Consider the following 17,370-nt stretch of genomic DNA (forward strand, 5'->3'; position numbering starts at 1 on the left):
CGCCGCTGGACCAGCGTGGGACCCGTCGAAGGAGGATCGATGCCGACCACCCCCGCCACCGTGACCGCGAAGGGCTCGTGGGAGCCGAGCGCTCCCGCACCGCACCACGTGCTGCAGGACGCGCACCTGCCCGTGATGACGCTCCGCGAGTCCGCACTGACGAACAACACCGCCGCCATGCAGGCGTACGTCGAGCGGCACGGGCTCCTCTTTGCGCCGCACATGAAGACGCACATGGCGCCGGCACTCGCCCAGCGGCAGATCGACGCCGGCGCGTGGGGCGTCACCCTGGCGTCCGTGCAGCAGGCGATGGTCGCGTGGGAGCACGGGATCCGGCACGTCCTGATCGCGAACGAGGTCTTCGACCCGGCAGGACTCCGCTGGCTCGCATCGCGCCGCGCCGTCGACCCCTCGTCTGACGTGCTCTGCTACGTCGACTCGACCGCCGGGGTCGACGCGGCCGTTGCCGCCGCGTCCGCCGTCGACGGCGAACTCCACGTGCTGGTCGAGGTCGGGTTCCCCGGCGGTCGTACCGGCGCCCGATCGGCGGCGGCAGCGGCATCGGTCGCGGGAGCCGCCTCCGATGCCGGTCTCGTCCTCCGCGGGGTCTCCGGGTACGAGGGGGGTCTGCCCGGCGTCGACGAGGCCCGCGCGTACGTGGCCGGCGTCCTCGACGTGGCCGCGGCCGTCCGCCCGCTGGTCGCCGGTCCGCGCGCCCTGCTGAGCATGGGCGGCAGCGCCTGGTTCGACGCCGTGAGCGAGGCCGTCGCGGCCCGCCCGGACGACCTCGACGTGCTGCTCCGCTCCGGTGCGTACCTCACGCACGACGACGGCTTCTACGAGGAGCGCACACCGTTCCACCGACACCCGACGGAGGGCGCGCTCCGCGCAGCCATCGAGGTCTGGGGGCGGGTCACGTCGTGCCCCGAGCCCGGCCTGGCACTCGTGGCCGTCGGCAAGCGCGACATCTCCTTCGACGAGGGGCTGCCGGTGGTCCGGCAGATCCGGACTGGGCCCACGGAGCCGGTTCCGGCGCGACGCGCCAGCGGCGGGTCGGCCGTGCCGACGGGGAGAGGCACGGCTGACGCCACACAGAGCGTCCCGGCACCCGGGACGGTCACCGTCACCCGCCTCGACGACCAGCACTGCTACCTCGCGCTGGCGGCGGGGGTGGCCCTGACGCCGGGCGACGTCGTCGTGTTCGGCATCTCGCACCCGTGCACGGTGTTCGACAAGTGGCGGCAGGTGCACGTCATCGACGACGACGACACCGTGCTCGAGACGATCGCGACGTGGTTCTGATGACCGTGACGGATGCGCAGGAGCTGCCGGCCCGCAACGCCGCCCTGTCGCTGCGCCGCGGCCTGCGCATCCTCGACCTCGTCGCCGACCGCACCAGGAACGGCGAGCCGTCCGTCAGCCTCACGACCCTGAGCGTCGAGCTCGGCACGTCGAAGTCGACGGTCCTGCGGCTCACGGCACCCATGATCGAGAACGACCTGCTGCGCCGCACCGCGGACGCCGGGTTCACGCTCGGGCTCGGGGCGCTCCTGCTCGGCCAGAGCTACCTCGAGGGCATCGACCTCCGCGCAGCCGCCGCACCGTTCCTGCGGCGGACGGCGGAACGCACCGGGCTGACGTGCCACCTCGTCGTGCCGGACGGCACCGACATCGTGTACGTCGACAAGGTCGAGACCCGCGGGACCGTCCGGATGGGGTCGAGGATCGGCAACCGTCTGGCGATGCGCAACACCGCCTCGGGCAAGGCAATGGTCGCGTTCGGGGACCCCGAGCTGCTCGACCGCGTGCTCGCGCACCCGGCGACCGCGATGACCGAGCACTCCATCACCGACGACGACCGGTGGCGGCAGGAGATCGGCAGGACCCGGGAACGCGGGTACGGCATCGACGACCGCGAGAACGAGCCGGACATCCGGTGCGTCGCCGCCCCGGTGTTCGACCACGCCAACCAGGTCGTCGGGGCGATGAGCATCTCGGGGCTCGCCTCCCGTTTCCGCACGACCGCGGTGCGCGAGCTCGGTGACGGGGTCGTCCGCACCGCGCTGGAGATCTCGGTGGCGCTCGGGTCGTCGTCCGCGCAGCTCGCCCTCGCGCGGGGTGCCCGGTGACCGGCGTCCTGACCTTCGGCGAGACGATGCTGCTCCTCGCCGGACGCGGAGCGCTGACCGACCTCGACACGATGCGCGTCGACACCGGCGGCGCCGAGAGCAACGTCGCGATCGGCCTGGCGCGTGCCGGGGTCGACGTGACCTGGATCGGCCGCGTCGGTGCCGACCCCGCCGGTGACCGGGTGCTCGCCGACGTCGCAGCAGAGGGCGTCGACGTGGTCGCGGTGCGGGATCCCGAGCGGTCGACCGGGATCATGGTCAAGGAACGACTGGCGGACGGCCGCACCCGTGTGACCTACCACCGACGCGGCTCCGCCGGTTCCGCGTTCACGCCGGGAGACCTGCCGTCGGGGATGGTCGAGCGCGCGTCGCTCCTGCACGTGAGCGGCATCACCCTGGCGCTGTCCGAGACCGCCCGTGAGACCGTGCACGCCGCGGTCGTCCGGGCGCACGACGCCGGGGTGCCGATCGCGTTCGACGTCAACCACCGGCCGAAGCTCGTCGACGACGTGACCGGACGCGGGTACTACCGCGCGGTCGCTGCACGGTCGTCGGTCGTGTTCGCCGGTGACGACGAGGCTCGACTGGTCCTCGGGCACGACGAGGACGACGGCGACGAGGAGTCGCTGGCGCACGAGCTGGCCGCCCTCGCGAACGGTCGCGCCGTCGTGAAGCTCGGGTCGCGCGGTGCGGTCGCCTCGATCGACGGCGTGCTGCACCGCCGCGCGGCGAGCCCCGTCGCCGTGGTCGACCCGGTCGGTGCCGGTGACGCGTTCGTCGCCGCCTGGCTCGCCGCCGACCTGGCCGGCGACTCCCCCGACCAGGCCCTCGACCGTGCCGCGGACGCCGGCGCGCTCGCCTGCACGGTGGACGGCGACTGGCGCCGTCCCGACCCGGCAGCGCTCGGCGTCGTGGACCCGGCCGGCATCGACCACGCCGTCCACGACCGCGTCGACCGCTGACCACGATCCGAAGAAGGAACGCACGATGACCGACACCGCATCCCCCGCCACGCGCCCCCAGCGACACCGTCACGACGCCGGCCCGACGATCGCGATCCTGCGGGGCGGGACCGGCGACCACGTCGAGGACGTCATCCGCACGCTCGTCGACAGCGGCGTGAGCGCGATCGAGATCACGACGAACACCCCGCGGTGGCGCGAGGGCATCGCGTGGGCCGCCGAGCGCTACGGCAGCGCTGCGTCGATCGGCGTCGGGACCGTGCTCGACACGCGACAGCTCGACGAGGCAGCGGCAGCGGGAGCCACCTTCGCCGTCAGCCCGCACACCGACCAGGCGATCGGCGAACGGGCCCACGAGCGGGGGCTCGGCTGGTACCCGGGCGCCGCGACGCCGACCGAGATCGTGCGGGCGTGGCAGCTCGGTGCCCGAGCCGTGAAGGTCTTCCCCGCCGCGCCGCTCGGCGGCCCCGCGTTCCTCAAGCAGGTGCTCGCGCCGCTCGACTTCGTTGACGTCATCCCCACCGGGGGCATCGGGGTCGACGACGCGGCCGAGTACATCGCCGCCGGTGCGGTCGCGGTCGGTCTCGGCTCCCCGCTCGTCGGTGACGCCTTGACGTCCGGCGACCTCGACGCGCTCCGTGGGCGGGCCGAACGCCTCGTCGCCGGGCTGTCGAGGTGACGAGCGTCCTGCTCCGCGGCGGCTCGGTCATCGTCGAGACCGGAGCGCTCCGAGCGGACGTCCTCGTCGAGGACGGTCGGATCACCGGGGTCGGGACCGACCTCGACGTCCCGGCCGGCGCGACCGTCGTCGACTGCGGCGGGCGTCTCGTCATGCCGGGGTCCGTCGACGCGCACTCGCACGGCGGCTCACTGGTGTTCGAACCGGAGGTCCAGCTCGCGCTCCTCCGGCAGGGCGTCACCACGATCGTCACCGGACAGGACGGCGTCGGCCCCGCTCCCGGCGACGGGTCCTACGCGGACACCTACTTCGCCGCGATCGACGGGCCGCACCCGACGTACCGCGGCGGCGGCATCGGCGCGCTGCTGGACACGTACGACGGGACGACCCCGGTCAACGTCGCGACGCTCGTCCCAGCCGGCACCGTCCGGCAGCAGGTCGTCGGCGACGTCGACGGGCCCGCGACCCCCGAACAGCTCGCGGCGATGCGGACCGCCGTGCGAGCGGGCCTGGACGCCGGCGCCGTGGGGCTCGCGACCGGGCTCGACTACGTGCCGGGGCTCTTCGCCGACACGGCGGAGCTCATCGCGCTGTGCACCGAGGTCGCGGCCGTCGACGGGCTCTACGTGTCGCACATGCGTGGCGGCTACGAGACGAACGCCCGCGCGGGGCTCGACGAGATCGCCGCGATCGTCCGGTCGTCAGGGGTCCGGGCGCACGTGTCGCACCTGCACGCCCCGGTCGACCTGTTGCTCGAGGCGCTCGCCGACCTCGAGCGGACCGGCGCCCCGATGTCGTTCGACGCGTACCCGTACTCCCGTGGGTGCACGATCCTGTCGATGCTCCTCCTGCCGGCGGCGCTCGCCCGCCCGGGGACGACGGACCTCGCCCGGGCGATCGCCGACCAGGACGGTCGTGCCCGTGTCCGCGGTGCGGTGCTCGACCGGGTGCTCGGCCGCGCCGACCTCGGCACCGGGTGGGCCGAGCAGATCACGCTCTCGCACGTCCCGGCCGCGGAGTTCCACGCGCTGCAGGGCCGGACGCTCGCCGACGCGGCCGAGGCCACCGGGACCGACCCGGTCGACCTCGCCCTCGACGTGCTCGTCGACTCGGACCTGCAGGTGACCGTGGTGATGCGGGTCCCCCGGCCGCGGACCGCGGACGACCTCGCGCCGCTGTTCCGGCACCGGGGGCACTCGGCGGGCTCCGACGGCATCTTCGTCGGCACGCACCCGCACCCGCGGGCGTACGGCACGTTCGCGCGGTACCTCGAGGAGTACGCGGTCGCGGGTCGGCTGACGTGGCCAGAGGTCCAGCGGAGCCTGTCGACCACCGCCGTCGAGCGCTACCGGCTCGGCGACCGCGGACGGGTCGCCGTCGGGGCGGTCGCCGACCTCGTCGTGGTCGATCCGGAGACCGTCGCGGCGCAGTCCACGTACGACCACCCGACGCGTGTCGCCGAGGGCATCGACGACGTCCTCGTCGCCGGGGTGCTGGTGCTCGCGGACGGTGCGCTGACGCACGAGACCCCCGGTCGGGGTCTCCGTCGAGGTCGGTGACGGGACTCCATGACCGGGGGTCGCTGAGACTGGACTCAGCTGCGCGGGATCAGGCGTCCTCGACGTCGGTGACGCGGGTCTTCGTCGGCAGGACCGCGACGACGTCGATCTCGACGAGGATGTTCGCGAGGTGCGACTGGACGGTGGTCCGGACCGGGTACGGCTCGGAGAAGTGCTTCGCGTACTCCTCGTTGAAGGCCGGGAAGTCGCGGTCCGAGTGCTCGAGGTGCACGGTCGACTTCACGACGTCGTCGAGCGTCGCGCCGTGTTCGGCGAGGACGGCTGCCACGTTCGCCAGGACCTGGGCGGTCTGACCGGCGACGTCGTCGGCGAGCGCCCCGGTCGCGGGGTCCTGCGGGCCGAAGCCGGCGGTGTAGATGAACCCGCCCGCGACGATGCCCTGGCTGTAGGGTCCTGCGGGCTTGGGGGCGTTGTCGGTCACGATGGCGGTCTTCGTCACGGTGGCTCCTCACGGTGGGGGTCGAACGGGGCCTCCAGGCTAGAGCGCGCCACGGGGGCGTGCCCGGCCGTCCGCGGTACGGATTCTGGCCTGCAGAACGCACCACGAGCCTCCAGTGCGAGCACCACTCAGCCACCGTGACTATCGTCGTGTCGTGCCGTCCGCCCCGTCGTCGATCGCCGCCGGCCGTCGCCGCGCGGTCGATCTGGTCACGAGCCTGCCCACCTGGGCGACGGTCGTGCTCGTCTGGGTCGGTGGGCGCGTGCTCTCCACGCTGTGGCTCGCGCTCGCGTACCCGCTGATCGGGCGGTCGCAGCCGGAGAACGCGATCTGGACGAACGACCACGGGTTCCTGCGGTTCCTCACCGCGTGGGACGGCCAGTACTACGAGCAGATCTCGCTGCACGGCTACCCCACGACGCTGCCGCTCGACGCCGCCGGACACGTGGCACAGAACCCGTGGGCGTTCCTGCCGGCGTTCCCGTTCACGATCCGCTTCGTGACCGTGTGGACCGGGATGACGTTCGAGGTGGCGGCGCCGCTGATCGCGCTCGTGGCCGGGATCGTCGCGACGTTCCTGCTGCACCGACTCGTCCGGGAGCGTGCCGGGGACACCGCCGCCCTGTGGGCCGTCTTCTTCTTCACCTGCGGGCCGCTGTCGTTCCTGCTGCAGGTCGGCTACGCCGAGAGCACGTTCCTCGCGCTGACCTTCGGTGCGCTGCTCGCGATCGAGCACCGGCGGTACGGGCTCCTGACGGCACTCGGGATCGTCGCTGCCTTCACGCGGCCGGGGGCGCTGGCGATCCCGTTGACGCTCGGCATCGTCGCCCTGGTGCGCTGGGTCCGGCTCCGTCGTGCAGGCGATCGCGTGCTCGACCGGTTCCCGTTGCGGGAACAGCTCACGGTCGTGCTGTCGGGGCTCGTGATGGTCGCCGCCGGTGTGGCGTGGCCGGTGATCGCGTCGCACGTGACCGGGCGCCCCGACGCCTACCTGGCGACCGAGATGTCGTGGTGGGTGAACTTCATCGGGCGCGTGGACTTCGTGCCGTTGACGCCGTGGTTCCTCACGACGCTGCAGTGGGTCGGGATCGGTGGGATCCCGATCGTGATCGGGCTCGTGGTCGGGTACCCGATCTGGCTCCTGCGCCGCTCGACGCGGAAGCTCGGGCTCACGACGCTGGTGTTCTCCGGCGGGTACGCGCTCTACGTCTTCGCGGTCTCGCTGCCGATGGCCTCGACGCCGCGGCTGCTCATGCCGCTCGCGCCGCTGATGGGCTCGCCCGAGCTCGTCGCGAAGCCCTGGATGCGCTGGACACTGGTGTCGTGCGCGCTCATCGGGCAGCCCGTGCTGGTCGCCGTGCTCTGGCTGCTCGGCCCCCCGTGACGCCCCGACGCTGACGAGACGCCGCCGGATCGACGAGACGCCGCCGAACCCGGCGGCGTCTCGTGTGTTGGAGGGCGTCTCGCGTTCGGCGGTGCCGACTAGAGCTCGACGGTGCCGTGACGGCCGACGTCCGGCTGGGACTGCCCGCCGAGTGCGGCCTTCATCGTCTGGACCAGGCTGCCGACCGTGCCGGTGTCCTGCGTCCAGTACTCCACGGAGTCGCCCTCGACGGTGAGCAGTCGGATCGAGGGGTCGTCGCGGCCGTCCGGGAACCACGCCTCGGCGAACGGTGACCAGAGTTCGTCGATCACCGAGTCGTCCTGGGTGACGGTCGCGGTGCCGGCGATGGACAGGTACCCGCCCTGCGACTCGATCGCGACGTTCACGTGCGGGTTCCTGGCGATGTCCTCGACCTTCTCGCTGCCGTCCTGCACCAGGAAGCGGAGTGTGCCGTGGAAGGCCTTGTCCTGCACGGCGAGCGGCCTGGCGTGCAGGGAGCCGTCCTCGCTGACCGTGGTCAGCAGGGCGGTGCGGGCTCCGTGGACGATGTCCGAGATGGCGGCGCGCTGGTCCGTCTGGGTGTCGGTCATGGTGCTCCTTCGCATCGTGCGCCCCGCCGCCCGACGAGCGGCCTGGCGAGCGGGGCCGTACCGTTCGGACCAGTCTGCCCCCGATCCCTGGAACGCGTCCGAACGGCTCAGGCGGGCTCGTGGATCGTCGTCTCGACGTCGACGACCTGCGGGATGCGCGGCATCGACGCGAACCCGAACCGGACCGGCGGGTCGAGCGGCACCAGGGAGCCGAGCGGTTCGTCCGCCCAGGTCCCGCGGACACCGGTGACGTCGTGCGCCCCGGTCACGCCGTAGTACTCGCGTCGGCCGCCGCCCGCGGTGCCAGCGGTCCCTGCACCCGGTGCCACGAGACGTGCGATCGGGTCGATCGCGCGCAACCACCGAGGGTCGCGGGCGATCGGCTTCGGGACGACCCGCAGCACGCGACCGAGCGGCGAGATCGTGCCGACGTCGATCGCGGCGCGGAGCGGCCCCGCGTCGAGGTCGATGCCGGATGCGGTCCGTCTGGCGGTGACGTCGACGACCTCGACGGCGTCGAAGCGGTACGTGCCGGAGACGTACGCGGCGACGATCTCGTCGGGGGCGAGCAGCACGCTCGACCCGTCAGGGAGCTCCACGAAGACGTCCGTGAACGCTCCGAACGGGGACCGCTCCCACATCCCGACGACGAGTCGCACGCCGGAGCTGGTGCCGACGCCCGTGATGCGTCCGCGGAACCGGCGTTCGACGATGGCAGGGCGTGACGACATGCCCTGGACCGTACGCGGCGCTGCCGTGAGCCGACGCTCCGGGCCCGTGCCGAGCCTCCCGACCGCGCCGCGCCGTGCGCGGCCGTGCGCCGCCGTGCGCGGGGAACCGCCCGCGCTACGGGACGGGGACCGGCTCCGCCAGGAGCTCGCGCACGCGGGGTGCGACCGCGGTGCCGTACAGCTCGATCGAGCGCATCATGTCGGCGTGCGGGAGACGCCCGGTGGCGTAGCGCATGTCGAACCGCGTCACGCCGAGGATCCGCATGTTCCGGGCGATCTTGCGCGCGACGGTCTCCGGGGACCCGACGTAGAGCGACCCGCCGGCCGACAGGCCTGCCTGGTACTGCGCCGCGTCGAGGGGCGGCCATCCACGCTCGCGCCCGAGGCGGTCGGTGACGGCCTTGTGGTACGGCCAGTAGCGATCGGCGGCCTCCTCGTCGGTGGCGGCGACGAACCCGGGCGAGTGCATCGCGATGGGCTGCTGCGGCAGCTCGAGCTGCGTCAGGGCCTGCCGGTAGAGCCGCGAGAACGGGGCGAACTGCGCGGGCTGCCCGCCGATGATCGCGAGGAACAGCGGCATGCCGTAGGACGCCGCACGGATCACGGACTGCGGGGACCCCCCGACGCCGATCCACGTCGGGATCGGACCGTGCTCGAGCTTCGGGAAGACGTCCTGGTCGGTCAGGCTCGCGCGCTTGGTGCCGCTCCACGTGACGGGGTCGCCGCCGCGCAGTGCTGCCCAGAGCTGGAGCTTCTCCTCGAACAGGACCTCGTAGTCGGCGAGCTCGTAGCCGAAGAGCGGGAACGACTCGGTGAAGGAGCCCCGCCCGAGGATGACCTCGGCGCGGCCGTTCGAGATCGCGTCGACGGTGGCGAACCGCTCGTAGACGCGGACGGGGTCGTCGGACGACAGCACCGTGACCGCGGACCCGATCCGGATGCGCTCCGTGCGGGCGGCGATCGCCGCGAGGACGACCTCGGGGGCGCTGACCACGAAGTCCTCGCGGTGGTGCTCACCCACGCCGATGAAGTCGATGCCCACCTGGTCCGCGAGGACGGCCTGGTCCACCACGTCGCGGATGCTCTGCGCATCGGACTGCAGCGAGCCGTCGGCGAGTTCGGTGACGTCGCCGAACGTGTCGAGGCCGAGCTGCACGGGTCCGACGCGGTCGGGTGCGGGCGGCGGGACGTCCGACGGACGACCGGTTCCGAATGCGTTGCTCATCGCGCCCTCCAAGTGAATGCGTTTGCATGAATCTAGCACAGTTGCGTGTCCTCGGACAGTCCGCGTGTACGGTCGCGCGCATGCCCAAGATCCCCGACCAGACCGGCCGCCGCATCGTCGTGACCGGAGCGAACAGCGGCACGGGCAAGGAGACCGCCACCCGGCTCGCCGAGGCCGGCGCCTCCGTCGTGCTCGCCGTCCGGACGCCGTCGAAGGGCGACGCCGCCGCCGCGTCGATCCGGCAGGCACACCCGGGCGCCGACGTCGAGGTGCGTGAGCTCGACCTGGCCGACCTGTCGAGCGTCCGTCGGTTCGCCGCGGGGATCGTCGACGAGGACCGGCCGCTCGACGTGCTCGTGAACAACGCCGGCGTGATGATCCCGCCGAAGCGCTTCGAGACCGTCGACGGCTTCGAGCTGCAGTTCGGGACGAACTTCCTCGGCCCGTTCGCGTTGACGAACCTCGTGATGCCGGCACTGCTCCGGTCGTCGTCACCCCGGGTCGCGACGATGTCGAGCCTCGCGGCGATCCCCGGGAGGATCCGGTTCGACGACCTGCAGTGGCTGCGCGGGTACTCCCCGTGGCGGGCGTACGCGCAGTCGAAGCTCGCCGATCTGCTGCTGTCGCTGCACCTCCACACGCTGTCGGTCGAGCTCGACTGGCCGCTCGTGAGCACCGCGGCGCACCCCGGGTACACCCGCACGAACCTGCAGTCGTCCGGTCGCTCGCTCGGTCGATCACGGCCGGTGTCGACGAAGCAGCGGGCGTGGCCGTTCACGCAGGACGTCGCGCAGGGCAGCGAGCCGCTGTTGTACGCGGCGGTCGGGCCGAACGCCGTCGGCGGCGCGTACTACGGCCCGTCGGGGATGTTCGGCATGGTCGGTCCGACCACGAACGCCCCGATCCCCCGCTCGGCGCGGAGCCCGGAGCTCGCCCGCAGCCTGTGGGCCGTCGCCGAGGACCTCACCGGGACGCACCTGCCCGCCTGACGCGCGCCGCACGGCCGGGAGGCTCGGCGCACGCCCGCCCCGCCGGCCCGGCGGCGAGCACGGCCGGCGGCGCCGACGCCTCAGGCGTGGTGGAGCTCGACGCTGCCGTCGATGTCGCCCGGGTCGGCCAGGCGGGCGTGCTGCAACACGGTGCGCCCGGGTCCGACGGCCGCGGCCACGATCGACAGGGTCGCGAAGTGCCCCTCTGGTTCGTGCGCGTCGCGGAGGATCGCGTCGGGATCGTCCGACGCCAGCGCGGCCGAGGCGGCGAGGACCCCGAACCAGGGGCTCCACCCGTCACCGGCGTCCGTCCCGACGTCGGCGGCGCGGAGCTCGTCGAACGGGGCGAGCTCAGGCGGCCCGACCGGTGCGTCGACGGCACGGAAGGGCTCGAGCCAGCGACCGATGCGCGGCGCTGCCGGATCATCGGGCTCGCCGTGCGTGATCATGTGCACGCCGGGCTCGAGCACGGTCGTCCGGACCCGCGACCCGTCCCAGGAGATCACCGACGCCCCGGACGACGTGGCACGGACCAGGTTGAACGCGCGGGTGGTCGGGACGGTGTCGTCGTGGCCGGGCAGCACGCCGTCGGCCACCGCGTCGACGGGCAGCACCCCACGCGTGGTCCACGTGCCGTCGGCGGAGGGGACGTCCTCCCAGCGGTTCAGCACGACCGCGAGCCCGCCCTCGTCCGAGGCCGCCAGCCAGGCACCGCCGGCCTCGCGGTCGCGGACACCGCGCAGCCCGGGGTCGCGGTCGGGCCACCACGCCGCCGGTGGGTCCCACGGGCGGGTCGGGGACTCGTCGCGCATGGCCAGCACGGTGACGGGCCACGCCGAGCCCGGTTCGACACGGACGACGACGGTGCACATGGAGCCGATCCTGCCATGCGCGCCCGAGCACGAGCAGACGCCGGCACCCGCCCCCGGCACCCGCCCGCACCCGCGCCCGGCACAGGCCCGGTCCGGCCACGCCCCGCCGGGTAGCGTGGCCGACGTGACCAACGCACCGCAGCAGCGCAGGACCATCGTCGTCGGGATCACCGGGGGCATCGCGGCGTACAAGGCCGTCCAGGTCGTCCGGGAGTTCGTGAAGGCCGGCCACGACGTGCACGTCGTCCCCACCGAGGGCGCCCTGCGGTTCGTGGGGCTCCCGACGCTCGAGGCACTCAGCAGGAACCCCGTCTCGACGAGCGTCTTCGAGGAGGTCGCCGAGGTCCGCCACGTGTCGCTCGGACGTCGGGCCGACCTCGTGGTCGTCGCCCCCGCGACCGCCGACTCGCTCGCGCGGATGGCCGCCGGCCTCGCCCCCGACCTGCTCGGCACGACCCTGCTCGCGACCGAGGCACCCGTCGTCGTCGCGCCGGCGATGCACCCGCAGATGTGGGAGCACCCCGCGACCCGGGCGAACATCGCGACCCTCCGCGAGCGCGGCGTGCACGTCGTCGGCCCGGAGGTCGGGGCCCTCACCGGCGACGACGCCGGCATGGGGCGCATGTCGGAACCCGACACGATCGTCGCGGCCGCCCTGGCGGTGCTGGGGCAGACGCCGGACGCGGGACGACCCGACGGGGGTGAGCCGAGCCTCCAGGCCGGAACGACCGGAACGACCGGGACGACCGGGACGACCGGGACGACCGCCCGCGGCGAGCAGGGCGACCTGTCCGGCGTCCGCCTCGTCGTCAGCGCCGGCGGCACCCGCGAACCGTTCGACCCCGTCCGCTTCGTCGGCAACCGCTCGAGCGGCCGACAGGGCATCGCGATCGCCACCGCGGCCGCTGCCCGTGGCGCCGACGTGACCCTCGTCAGCGCGAACGTGGACGGCGGCCTGACCCGAGGACTCGACGCGCACGTCGTCCAGGTCGGGTCGGCGCTGGAACTCGCCGAGGCCGTGCACGCCGCGGCAGCGGACGCGGACGTCGTCGTGATGACCGCCGCCGTCGCCGACTACCGACCGGCCGAGGTCCGCGCCGAGAAGCTCAAGAAGGACGCTCAGGGCGACCGGATGACGCTCGAGCTCGTGCGGAACCCAGACGTGCTCGCGGACCTCGTGGCGAACCGTCGGACCGGGCAGATCGTCGTGGGCTTCGCCGCCGAGACGGAACCGGACCGCGATGCCCGGATCGAGCTCGGCCGCGCGAAGATCGCCAGGAAGCCGGCCGACATGCTCGTGGTGAACCGCGTCGGCTGGTCAGAGGGGTTCGAGCGCGAGGAGAACGCGATCGAGGTCATCGTCCCCGGCGGCGAGGTGGTGCGCGCCGCCTCCGGCACGAAGGCGGAGGTCGCAGCCGTCGTCCTGGACCTCGTCGCGACGGCGCTGGCCTGACGCGCCCCGGCCCCGCGCCCGCCCGACCGCGGCGCTGCCGGATCCTGGGCCGGCTCTGAGAGCGTCGACGGGCATGCGGGCCACGATGGTGCCATGGGACGACGCTCAGCACGCGCCAGACGCGCCAACCGGACGGCGGCACTCCTCGCCGTGATCCTCGGTGGCGCCGGCGTCACGCACTTCCTCCGCCCGCGCGGCTACGACCGCATCGTCCCGGAGGGCCTGCCCCCACGGACCACGACGCTGGCCTCCGGCGTCGCCGAGCTCGGGATCGCCGCGGGACTCGCCGTCCCGGCCACCCGCCGCGCGGCCGGCATCGCGGCCGCCGCCCTCTTCATGGCGGTGTTCCCCGCGAACGTCAAGATGGCGAAGGACCTGCTCGACAGCCCGCGGTCCAGCCGCACCATGCGGATCGTGTCCGTCCTGCGCCTGCCCCTGCAGGCACCGCTCGTGTCATGGGCGCTCCGCGTCGGCCGGTCAGCCCCACGCCGATGACCACCTCGCCGGACAGTCGGGCCGCGGAGCCGCTCCTGCACCGTCCGGTCACGGTGCACGCGTGGGAGGACGTCGTCTTCGCGCACTGGCGGCACGACCCGGCGTCGCTCGCCCGGCTCGTCCCCCGCGGGACCCGACCGGACGTGGTGGACGGGAGCGCATGGGCCGGGCTCAGCGCGTACGTGTTCCGCGAGACGCGCGTGCCGCCGTTCCCGCCGTCGGGTCGTCTGGGCACGATGACCGAGGTGACGATCGAGATCCTCACCGTCGACGACCGCGGTCGGCACGGGGTCGCCTACCGGACGATCGACACGGCGAACGTCCCGGCCATCGTCGCGGCGCACGCGTTGCTCGGGGTCCCCTACGCGTTCGCGCACGCCAGGGGGAAACGGCGAGGGGACGCGCTGCGGTACCGCTCGGTGCGGCACCCTGACCGGTTGCGTCGCGCACGGCCGGGAGGCCCGGCTCGCCCCCGCCACGCCGCGTTCGTCCGCGTCGTGGCCGGTGCCACCGACTCCTCACCGCTCGCCGCCGAGCTCACCACGCGCGCGGGGATCCACGCCAGACACCTCGCGCAGACCGTCTTCTGGCAGCGGGAGCACCAACCCCTCGTGCTCCGCTCGGCGACGCTCGAACGGCTGGAGGGCGACCTGCCGGACGCCGTCGGCATGCCGGGGCTCTTCGACCGGGCACCGGATTCGCTCCTCGTCCTCGACGGCACCACCGTCCGCTACGGCTGGGGTGACGTCGTCCGATGAGCGACCCGTTCGCACTCGACCGCTTCGTCCGCGCGCAGGACGGCGTGCAGGACACCGCGCTCGCCGAACTCGCCCGGGGCCGGAAGTCATCGCACTGGATGTGGTTCGTGTTCCCCCAGCTCCGCGGCCTCGGACACAGCCCGACCGCCGAGCGCTACGGCATCTCCGGCGCCGACGAGGCCCGCGCCTACCTGGCCCACCCCGTGCTCGGCCCGCGACTGCTCGCCGCCGCCGAGGCAGCCGGCACCGCCCCCGCGCGCTCGGTCGAGGAGCTGGTGGGCGGCATCGACGCGCTGAAGCTCCGGTCGTCGATGACGCTCTTCGCCGCCGTCGCCGAGGACCCCCGGCCGTTCCGATCGGTGCTCGACCGGTGGTGGGGCGGGGCCGAGGACCGCCGGACGACGGACCTGCTCGGGCCGAACCCGTCGACGGGTACGTGACACTCCCGGAACCGACCGGAACGCCGTTCGCATATCAGGTATCGTGACCGATGCGTCCGCACAGATCCCGAAACAGGTGCGGAGCCCCCGATCCGAAGGACACAACATGCCGGTCCCCAGCAGCGCCCCGACCGAACACCAGCTGCTCCGCGACACCGTCCGCCAGAAGATCCACGAAGCGATCATGGACGGCACGCTCGAGCCCGGTGAGCGACTCAACGACGACGAGCTCATCGCTTGGCTCGGCGTCTCGCGCACCCCCATCCGCGAGGCCCTCAGCCAGCTCGCCCGTGCCGGGCTCATCGAGATGGCGCCGAACCGCTACACGCGCGTCACCACGCCGGACCCCGGAGAGGTGATCGAGGCGCTGCAGACCCTCGGCGTGCTCTTCGGCGGCGTGGTCCGGCTCGCGGTGCCGCGACTGGGCACCGCCTCGCGGAAGAAGATCCTCGCGGCGCTGGACAAGACGATCAAGGAACTCGAGTCGCACGACATCAAGGGCGTCAACACCGACGCCCTCGAGGTCTTCGCCCTCTACGTCGAGGAGTGCGGCAACGAGAACCTGCGGCGCGTCTGCGTCGACACGATGGACGGGCTCGCCTTCCGTCTGCGTCTGCCGAACCTCGACGAGCTCGTCGACTGGGACCGCATGACGGCGGACTTCAAGCGCCTCCGCACCGCGACCGAGAACGGCGACAACATCGAGGCCGAACTCGCGACCGAGGCGATCCACCAGCTCCCCGGCGAGAAGCACTGAGCTGCATCGATCCGCTGTTGCACTGAGCAGCCGTACAGGAACCGCCCGTCCCGGACCCCGGGGCGGGCGGTTCGTCCTTCGTGTGTCTCCCCACGCGACGCCCCTGGCACGCTCCCAGCGACGCGATCCGGGCAGCCGGTAGCATCGCCACGACCGCTCGACGACGACCCCGGAGCAGCAGATGACGCAGCGCCAACCCGAACCGCACACGGGGCAGACGGACCGCACCGAGATCGCCGCGCGCCTCGCCGCCGCGGTCGGCCGCATCAACCGTCGGGCACGCACCGATTCCGCCGCACTCGGGTACGGGATCGTGTCGGCGCTCGCGACGATCCAGCGCGACGGACCCCTGCGCCCAGGCGACCTGTCGCGGCTCGAGGTGGTCACGAAGCCCACGATGACCCGTATCCTCACCGAGCTCGAGCAGCGCGGGTTCATCGCCCGCGAGGCCGACCCGACCGACGGCCGCGCCTTCATGGTCAGCGCCACCCCTGAGGGCATCGCGGCGGTCGAGCTCGCCCGCTCGGAGCGCACCGGGATCGTCGCGTCGCTGATCGCCGAGCTCCCCGCCGAGGACGTCGACGACATCGCCCGCGCCCTCGGAGCACTCGAGCGCGTGGCGCAGGGCCAGGTCACCCAGGAGACCCACAGCTCCACGGTCTGATCAGGCCGTTACCGAACCGTTATCGACGGGTGGACGGACGGTTCTGCCAGTGTTCCCGGACGGGCCGTCCAGGGTGACCCGTCATCGTTGCCGCTTCGCCATCGCGGCGGCCGCCCCACACGGCTGCCCTCCCGGCGAACGGACGGGCCCCACACCACCGTCCGGTCTCACACCGGCTCTCGGTGCTCTCTCGCGATGACGCAGTGCGCACGTACGAACCGCCCGAACCACCGGAATCGATGACAGGACAGAACTCCGACCTCCCGACCACCACCACGACCGGCACCCGCCGAGCAGCCCTGGACTCCCCCAGCCGCAGGATCCGACGCACCCTCCGCAAGCGCGGTGTGCTCATCGCCAGCGGTGCAGCGGTCCTCGCGATCGCCGGCGGTGCACTCACGGTCACGACGCAGCCGGCACTCGCCGAGGCCGTCGGCATGCCGACGTCGAGCCCGACCCCCGGACTCAGCGGCACCGCCCTCGACCGTGCCCAGGCAGCGGCGACCGTCGCGACCGCGAAGACCGTCGTCGAGAACGCCAACGACAAGACGGACACATCGAAGCTCGAACAGCAGATCTCGTCGCTGTCGAACCCCGCGAAGCTCTCCGGCGGTGCCTTGTCCGAGCGGATCGCGTCCACCGTCGACACGACCCAGGACGTCGCCCAGGCGAGTGCCGACCAGGACAAGCAGGACGCCGACGCGAGGGCGGCTGCGGCGAAGGCAGCGGCGGACAAGGCCGCCGCGGAGAAGGCGGCCTCCGATGCGGCAGCGGCAGCGCAGGCCGCGGCAGCAGCGCAGGCCGCGGCGAACTCCCCCGCCGGGGCGAAGGCCACCGCGAGCTCCCTCGCGTCGTCGAAGTACGGATGGGGCTCCGACCAGTTCCAGTGCCTGAACAGCCTCTGGACCAAGGAGTCCGGCTGGAACTACAAGGCGTACAACCCGTCCGGCGCGACCGGCATCCCGCAGGCGCTGCCCGGCTCGAAGATGGCCACGATCTCGTCCGACTGGGCCGACAACGCGACCACCCAGGTCACGTGGGGGCTGCAGTACATCAAGGACGCCTACGGCACGCCCTGCGCGGCGTGGGGACACTCGCAGGCGACCAACTTCTATTGATCGGCTGACCCTCCCCCGCTCGACCCGGAACGACAAGGTCGCTGTCGTACGACAGCGACCTTGTCGTCGTCAGGCGTCTGCAACAGTTGCGGGCGCTCGGCAGCG

Annotated in this window: 19 protein-coding genes; 14 read left to right on the forward strand and 5 right to left on the reverse strand. The window is 73.0% G+C overall.

The features are described 5' to 3' along the window. Positions 1-39 precede the first annotated feature (39 nt). From AAEP80_RS16180 to AAEP80_RS16200, 5 genes are read left to right on the forward strand one after another with little or no spacing between them, the layout of a single operon-like run. Positions 40-1,302, forward strand: a complete 1,263-nt coding sequence (locus tag AAEP80_RS16180) for an alanine racemase (protein WP_420365124.1) — start codon at positions 40-42, stop codon at positions 1,300-1,302. Continuing rightward, the gene (locus AAEP80_RS16185) at positions 1,302-2,129 is read left to right on the forward strand and encodes an IclR family transcriptional regulator (protein ID WP_281265223.1); all 828 of its coding nucleotides are present in this window, start codon (positions 1,302-1,304) and stop codon (positions 2,127-2,129) included. The genes AAEP80_RS16180 and AAEP80_RS16185 overlap by 1 nt, the downstream gene beginning before the upstream one ends. After that, positions 2,126-3,091, forward strand: a complete 966-nt coding sequence (locus AAEP80_RS16190; RefSeq protein ID WP_420365125.1) for a sugar kinase — start codon at positions 2,126-2,128, stop codon at positions 3,089-3,091. Before AAEP80_RS16185 ends, AAEP80_RS16190 begins: the two co-directional genes overlap by 4 nt. A gap of 25 nt (positions 3,092-3,116) precedes the next feature. Then, on the forward strand, positions 3,117-3,770 hold the full coding sequence (locus tag AAEP80_RS16195; RefSeq protein ID WP_420365126.1) for a bifunctional 4-hydroxy-2-oxoglutarate aldolase/2-dehydro-3-deoxy-phosphogluconate aldolase: 654 nt from the start codon (positions 3,117-3,119) through the stop codon (positions 3,768-3,770). Further along, entirely contained in the window at positions 3,767-5,329 is a 1,563-nt protein-coding gene (locus AAEP80_RS16200; protein ID WP_420365127.1) for an N-acyl-D-amino-acid deacylase family protein, read from the forward strand. Before AAEP80_RS16195 ends, AAEP80_RS16200 begins: the two co-directional genes overlap by 4 nt. A 49-nt stretch (positions 5,330-5,378) precedes the next feature. On the opposite strand, the gene AAEP80_RS16205 is transcribed toward AAEP80_RS16200, so the two are convergent. Then, positions 5,379-5,789 (reverse strand): RidA family protein, encoded by a 411-nt coding sequence (locus AAEP80_RS16205; protein WP_281265227.1) that lies wholly within the window; start codon positions 5,787-5,789, stop codon positions 5,379-5,381. 154 nt (positions 5,790-5,943) lie between these two features. Here AAEP80_RS16205 and AAEP80_RS16210 point away from each other — a divergent pair, with 154 nt between their 5' ends. Next, positions 5,944-7,173 (forward strand): hypothetical protein, encoded by a 1,230-nt coding sequence (locus AAEP80_RS16210; protein WP_420365128.1) that lies wholly within the window; start codon positions 5,944-5,946, stop codon positions 7,171-7,173. A gap of 98 nt (positions 7,174-7,271) precedes the next feature. Here the strand turns inward: AAEP80_RS16210 and AAEP80_RS16215 are convergent, their stop codons facing one another. From AAEP80_RS16215 to AAEP80_RS16225, 3 genes are all read right to left on the reverse strand, one after another. Continuing rightward, positions 7,272-7,763, reverse strand: a complete 492-nt coding sequence (locus AAEP80_RS16215) for a pyridoxamine 5'-phosphate oxidase family protein (RefSeq protein ID WP_420365129.1) — start codon at positions 7,761-7,763, stop codon at positions 7,272-7,274. Positions 7,764-7,870: 107 nt separating this feature from the next. Beyond that, complete coding sequence (locus tag AAEP80_RS16220; RefSeq protein ID WP_281265229.1) at positions 7,871-8,494, reverse strand: hypothetical protein; 624 nt, start codon at positions 8,492-8,494, stop codon at positions 7,871-7,873. A gap of 115 nt (positions 8,495-8,609) precedes the next feature. Beyond that, the gene (locus AAEP80_RS16225) at positions 8,610-9,719 is read right to left on the reverse strand and encodes an LLM class flavin-dependent oxidoreductase (RefSeq protein WP_420365130.1); all 1,110 of its coding nucleotides are present in this window, start codon (positions 9,717-9,719) and stop codon (positions 8,610-8,612) included. Positions 9,720-9,799: 80 nt separating this feature from the next. Between AAEP80_RS16225 and AAEP80_RS16230 the strand changes: the two genes are divergently transcribed. Next, positions 9,800-10,708, forward strand: coding sequence for an SDR family oxidoreductase (locus AAEP80_RS16230; RefSeq protein WP_420365131.1), 909 nt, complete (start codon positions 9,800-9,802; stop codon positions 10,706-10,708). Between the two features lie 80 nt (positions 10,709-10,788). On the opposite strand, the gene AAEP80_RS16235 is transcribed toward AAEP80_RS16230, so the two are convergent. Further along, a complete protein-coding gene (locus AAEP80_RS16235; protein WP_420365132.1) occupies positions 10,789-11,580 on the reverse strand; it encodes an NRDE family protein in 792 nt (263 codons plus the stop codon). Between the two features lie 124 nt (positions 11,581-11,704). Here AAEP80_RS16235 and AAEP80_RS16240 point away from each other — a divergent pair, with 124 nt between their 5' ends. From AAEP80_RS16240 to AAEP80_RS16270, 7 genes are all read left to right on the forward strand, one after another. Beyond that, on the forward strand, positions 11,705-13,033 hold the full coding sequence (locus tag AAEP80_RS16240) for a bifunctional phosphopantothenoylcysteine decarboxylase/phosphopantothenate synthase (protein ID WP_420365133.1): 1,329 nt from the start codon (positions 11,705-11,707) through the stop codon (positions 13,031-13,033). Between the two features lie 93 nt (positions 13,034-13,126). After that, complete coding sequence (locus AAEP80_RS16245) at positions 13,127-13,528, forward strand: hypothetical protein (protein ID WP_420365134.1); 402 nt, start codon at positions 13,127-13,129, stop codon at positions 13,526-13,528. Beyond that, a complete protein-coding gene (locus tag AAEP80_RS16250) occupies positions 13,525-14,286 on the forward strand; it encodes a YqjF family protein (protein WP_420365135.1) in 762 nt (253 codons plus the stop codon). Before AAEP80_RS16245 ends, AAEP80_RS16250 begins: the two co-directional genes overlap by 4 nt. Further along, positions 14,283-14,726: a DUF1810 domain-containing protein gene (locus AAEP80_RS16255; protein ID WP_281265236.1), complete on the forward strand. Its 444-nt coding sequence runs from the start codon at positions 14,283-14,285 to the stop codon at positions 14,724-14,726. The genes AAEP80_RS16250 and AAEP80_RS16255 overlap by 4 nt, the downstream gene beginning before the upstream one ends. 106 nt (positions 14,727-14,832) lie before the next feature. Then, positions 14,833-15,483: a GntR family transcriptional regulator gene (locus AAEP80_RS16260; protein ID WP_420365136.1), complete on the forward strand. Its 651-nt coding sequence runs from the start codon at positions 14,833-14,835 to the stop codon at positions 15,481-15,483. A 181-nt stretch (positions 15,484-15,664) separates the two neighbouring features. After that, positions 15,665-16,147, forward strand: a complete 483-nt coding sequence (locus AAEP80_RS16265; protein WP_281265238.1) for a MarR family winged helix-turn-helix transcriptional regulator — start codon at positions 15,665-15,667, stop codon at positions 16,145-16,147. Between the two features lie 239 nt (positions 16,148-16,386). After that, positions 16,387-17,265 carry a phospholipase gene (locus tag AAEP80_RS16270; RefSeq protein WP_420365137.1) on the forward strand — a complete coding sequence of 293 codons (879 nt, stop codon included), beginning with the start codon at positions 16,387-16,389 and terminating at the stop codon, positions 17,263-17,265. Positions 17,266-17,370: the final 105 nt, after the last annotated feature.

The organism is Curtobacterium sp. L3-7 (genome assembly GCF_048756585.1).
Classification (GTDB): Bacteria; Actinomycetota; Actinomycetes; order Actinomycetales; family Microbacteriaceae; genus Curtobacterium.